Raw genomic sequence first — 5,102 nt, forward strand, 5'->3', positions numbered from 1 at the left:
GCGGTGATTAGGTTTCACGCGACGATGGTTTGGTCGAGGGACGACCGCCTTTCGCGATGTCCGTCCGGCCCGTTTCCGAGATGGCCTCTTTGCGTGCGTCTTCGAATGCACGTCGAGATAGGCGAGTGAATTGTCGCAGTGCCTCAGCCCAGAGGAACTCCTTTGGTTTGACGCGTTCCCCGTTTCTGATCCGTGTGACGATCCATTTACGGCATGCCGTCTTCGCACCGACGGTTGCGACGGGTGGTACTTCACCGTTGTTGCGAATGAACGCCTTTAGGTCTTCTGCGTGGATCGCCGCGCGGATTGGCTTTCCAGCAAAGAATGACAGGTTGATGCAATCGCTTTCGAGGTCGATCCGGAAATACTCGCCGGCAGCCTCTATTGGCGTCAGAACGTGCTCAGATCTATCGCTGTAACAGATCGCCTGAACAGTGCCACTTTGAAGAGCTAGGCGAAGGTTCTTGAGGGCAACGCGGCGGAGTTCGGAGTCCTCTTCGTGAATGCATTCGTCATCCCAGTCAGAGCCGAAGTTCTCTAGCCCCACGGTTTGAAATGCCGCGACCGGCGAAACGAATATCTTCTTCTTGATTTCTGCCAATGCCTCACGTTTTTCGTCCAGATACGCATGGCGATTATAGGTTGCAGCGACGCCTGAGACGATACCTGTTTTGTGGTTGAGGACAGCCTCGATGATATGGGGCTGAATGCGCATGATCGCCATGTTGGTCGCCATGGTTCTGCGCAGGTCGTGAAAACGCCAATCTTCGGCGTCGAGGCCAACGGCAATATCAAGGCGTTCCTTGAGGCGGCCAAATCCAGATATCGGTGTGTCACCTGTTGTCGTGAACACCAGATCGCTATCAAGAAACCTCGGCACTGATTTCAGGATAAGGATCGCCAAGGGCGCCAGTGGTACAATGTGCGACGTGGCGTTCTTTGCGCGCTTGGCAGGAAGTGTCCAAATGGCCTTATCGAGATCAAGCTCGGACCAGCGCATGCCAGCGACTTCGCCGCGGCGTTGACCTGTCAGGATGAGCAATTGCGTGAAATGCGCAAACGGGAAGCCCTCAGAAGCGCCAGCATGCCAGATGGAGATCATCTCCTCATCGGTGAGCACACGGTCACGCGCAATCTCCTTCGTAGGCGGTCTGAGAGCAGCCACAGGCGATATTTCGATCATGCCGCGGTCAATGCACCAGTTCATTAGCTTTTTGATCGCAGCAAGCGCCCGGTTCGCCCGCGTCGGCGCGCCACCTGCAATGATGGTGTCTAGGACACGCACGATATCGGCCCGTTTGATTTCATCGATCGGGCAGGGGAATAGAGGCGCGAATTTCTGCAGCACGCGATCGGTGCCGCGCCAGTCACGATTGCGTGGCTTGGCGTACAACTCAATGAATTGAGGCACGACATCGCCGAGCGTTAGGCGAGGGGCAGGTTCAACCACAGAAGGGGATATCTGATCGTATTGCCCAAGCTCAATATCGCGCAGGATGTCTCGTGCTTTCTCTCGCGCATCTGCCAGCGACACGATTGGATAAGCGCCAATGCGAATTCGCTTCATGCGTCCATCAATGCGACGGGATACGCCAAACACCTTCCCACCTGTGGCTGACACACGCAGGTGCAGGCCGGGCAGTAATTGATCATGGACCTCGTAGCGCTTGCCGGCCGCAGGCGGCAGAGCGTCAATTGTCTTGGGTGTCAGCTTCTTTTTCATGACGTGCACAATAAGATTGCAACGTGCGCGTGTCAGGGTATGGTTTGGGGAAAGATGATATCGCCTTGTTCCACGCTCCGTACTAATTCAAACCAGAAAACTGAGGATAGATATGCACTACGAAGATGTACTTTTGGAAATGGCGAAGATGGAACTCGCTGAGGCCCGCCATTATGACGGGCAGCGCGAAAGAATGGTAGGATTTTCAGTTTTAGTAACTGGTGGAACGGTGGCCGCTCTGTCGGCGACTGAAGAGATTGGACAGCTTGAAGTGATCATGGCAGCAGTTGTGTTCTTGTTCAATGTGTTCGTCACAATCGGGACAATTAAGCTCTACGGGCACTTCAAACGCAGATATGAACGATACAGGGAGTTTCGCTCGTCCATATCATTAGGTGACGGCGAGCCGAAATTGCAAACTTTGATCTCCCGCGCCGATGCTCGTTGGGTTGACAGGGGAATATACGGTTCGCTGAACAAAGTGAGGCTTCACTGGATTTGGACTGCAGTACCTATGATTCTAACTTTGGGCTCAGCGAGCCTGATTCTTCAATTGGTTCTAATGCGCTGAAGTCGCAGGATTTCTATTAGGATGTAAATCGCGTCATTCCCGACACTAGTTGAGTCAGCAGCCTCGTGTATTGAGTATCGCTAAAATCATCTACTCGGAGAAGGCGCAACGAAAACACGGTTACCGCATAAAGATAGTTTTCAAACGGTTCGCTCGGAAAATTCCGATACGCTTCCTTCCGAAGTTCCAAAATCAGCTCATACATATCAGGCAGCTCTTTTTGACCTCTCCCGGATCGCAGTGAATTTGGATCGGAAATTAGTCCTTCGAACCGTATCATATCAGCAATGTCAATTTCAGATTCTGGAAAATGCAATCTAATACTGTGTTCAAATACTATAAAGTCAAAAAATACATGTTTTCTTCCTGTATTTTGAAAGTCAATAAATACGATTTCATCATTATCCGCCAATAGAATGTTATTACTATTCATATCTCCGTGAGAAATAGTTGTCAAAAACTCGCCTCGACCCCGAGAAAATAGTATAGAATTAGGCTCATTTATCTTAATTGACAAATCTGGAAAAGAAATATTATTGTCTCCATCAAACTTTGCATTGAGAAGTCGCTGTGCCAAAGCCCGAAAGTGTCTGTTGGCTTCTATTTGAGAGTTCTGAGACGGAAAACATTCTGTCGAATAATAATTCGAAAGTTCAACATTTTCACTTATACTACATAATTGTGTTGAGTACCACGTTTGATGTACGGGTGAAAATATAGTTGCAATTACCCTTCGGATTGCTTCTGTGTTTCCTGCCCTAATTTGTGCTGTAACATTATCAAATCCACTCTTCCCACTCCTAACAAAAGAATAACAAACTGCGCCCCATCTCCCAGTGTAGCCCTCGCCGAGAAGTTCTGCTCGCCAGCTATAGGGTAGTAACCACTTCACATATCGCTTAAAATTTGACGCCTCTTCATGTGCCTTTTTTGGCTCTGAAATTTTTAAAATTGCCGGTACGGCTGGTATGCCATGCTCCCCAAAGGAAACCTCCATTCGAAACACCAAGCTATTGCTGTATCCGCCATCCATGCGGCTCAGGTGAACTCGCGTAGGCTCCAAGCTGTGATCTACATCGTGAGCCAAAAACAAAATTTGCCCAACTAGAGAGCAGAGTTCCCTATCGTTGTGCCCATTTTTAAATTCTTGCGGAATTGTCGAGTCTTCAGCAATAACCACGCTGCAATCCTGCACCAACAGCTTCCGAACTAAAGGTGCTATTTCCGCAATATAGGACTCGTTGTCCGCTCTATTTAGAAGCTGCTTGTCAACGTAAATGTCAAAATTCGGGAGTTTTACAGAAGTCTCTCTATATGTAATCTCTTTGCCGGAGTTACCAATAAATAGCAGATCTGGATACCGCTTTTTCAACTGCTGTATCCAAAGAAGACCTCTCTTTTCATTGGTTGCACCGGCAACTATATCAGATATCACAACGTGTATACGACTTGTTCCGCCGCAACCATCGACAAATTTCTGAGCGTCCTTTTGACCGGAAGCATGATGAGCGTTTAGAGCATAACCGGCGAACAGAAATAGTTTTTCATATTTTTTCCTAAGATCCTCGAATAAATCCGGATCTTGCTCAATGATGACAACATTTGCATATCTCATGTCATGTTACTTCGGCACAACAAATTCAATCACCGTCTCACTCCCTGACTGGGTTGAACAAACGTTAACATAGCCTCCTACTGAACGGGTTAGCAAGCCTATCAGATACATCCCCTGATGCTCCGGTCGAGCCAAATCATATTCTCGTTGTATGGGGGAAACACACATAGAATCCAACTCTTCGTCGTCAAAAATACCAAATGACTTTAATCTGATGCGAATATTGTCATTGTCATTATCGTTTGTTGTTCGATACCGGGCTGTCATAGAAACGATAATTTTGTCCAAATCGACATATGAGTAGCTGACGATATTAACCACTAGATTTCGTATGATAGATCTTATGGTATCGAATACAGCGCGGCTCATAGTTGAATTTGGCGTGCCGTTAAATTCCAATATGCTCTCAATTTTATCAACAATGTCATCAGTTTCTTGATCAAAATGTGAACGAACCCACCGATGGAACCACTGCATTAGCTCATTCATATTCGTGTTTTTTGATTGTTCGTCATCCAAAACGCGATTGAAAAATAGTGACCGCAATATTTCTTTTTGTCGCTCATTGAATATCGGTGTTGCCAAATAGTTTGACAATTCGTGCAAGGGATCCGCGTATTGCGATAGTTGTTGCATCCATATAGTGTCTGACAAAGAAAAATAGGAAGCATAGGTTTCTTCGAAAAAGTTCTTCAATAATATGAGGAAGTCGATATCCGAATCGAATGCTCCCACGATTCCGGATTCAAAATTAATCGTACCAATTGCAACATTTTTATAGCGGAACGGAAAGCAAAGTTCTGATCGCGATTCTGGTCGGGACTTGAGGGCGGCCATAAGGCCAAATCGCTTATATTCGGTCGGAATAGGGGTGTTTAGATTGCGGAGATGGACGTACTCGTGATGGTGACTCCCTATTAAAAACGTGTATGCGTTAACACTTTCGGCGAAACGCGATAACGGAATTGAGGCGCGCGAGCTTGCTTCAGCATGGGCCGATCCAGATGGCGAGCTAATTTGCACCTCCAACTTAAGCGAATTTGAAAGCGCGTCGTACTGCCTATATGTGATTGAATGGCATGGAACCAGAGGAAAGACTCGCGGTATTTGTTCCTTTAGAAAGTCACAAAACCCCTGCTTTATTGATGAATGGGTAGGCGAGACCGAAGATACTGATGTCGGCATTGTTGCTG

5 protein-coding genes are annotated in these 5,102 nt (G+C 47.4%); 2 read left to right on the forward strand and 3 right to left on the reverse strand.

Features of this window, described 5'->3' with window-relative positions:
- Positions 1-7: 7 nt before the first annotated feature.
- Entirely contained in the window at positions 8-1,723 is a 1,716-nt protein-coding gene (locus tag IQ217_RS18480) for a tyrosine-type recombinase/integrase (RefSeq protein ID WP_194021368.1), read from the reverse strand.
- A gap of 112 nt (positions 1,724-1,835) precedes the next feature.
- Here IQ217_RS18480 and IQ217_RS18485 point away from each other — a divergent pair, with 112 nt between their 5' ends.
- Positions 1,836-2,294: a hypothetical protein gene (locus tag IQ217_RS18485; RefSeq protein WP_194021369.1), complete on the forward strand. Its 459-nt coding sequence runs from the start codon at positions 1,836-1,838 to the stop codon at positions 2,292-2,294.
- Between the two features lie 16 nt (positions 2,295-2,310).
- Here IQ217_RS18485 and IQ217_RS18490 read toward each other — a convergent pair whose 3' ends face one another.
- Positions 2,311-3,909, reverse strand: coding sequence for a phosphotransferase (locus IQ217_RS18490; protein WP_194021370.1), 1,599 nt, complete (start codon positions 3,907-3,909; stop codon positions 2,311-2,313).
- Between the two features lie 6 nt (positions 3,910-3,915).
- Complete coding sequence (locus IQ217_RS18495; protein WP_194021371.1) at positions 3,916-4,746, reverse strand: hypothetical protein; 831 nt, start codon at positions 4,744-4,746, stop codon at positions 3,916-3,918.
- An 88-nt stretch (positions 4,747-4,834) separates the two neighbouring features.
- Between IQ217_RS18495 and IQ217_RS19130 the strand changes: the two genes are divergently transcribed.
- Positions 4,835-5,102: hypothetical protein (locus IQ217_RS19130; protein ID WP_228025797.1), on the forward strand; the 268-nt coding region annotated here is incomplete at its 3' end.

The sequence above is a fragment of the Synechocystis salina LEGE 00031 genome, from assembly GCF_015207985.1.
In the GTDB taxonomy this organism is placed as follows: Bacteria; Cyanobacteriota; Cyanobacteriia; order Cyanobacteriales; family Microcystaceae; genus Synechocystis; species Synechocystis salina.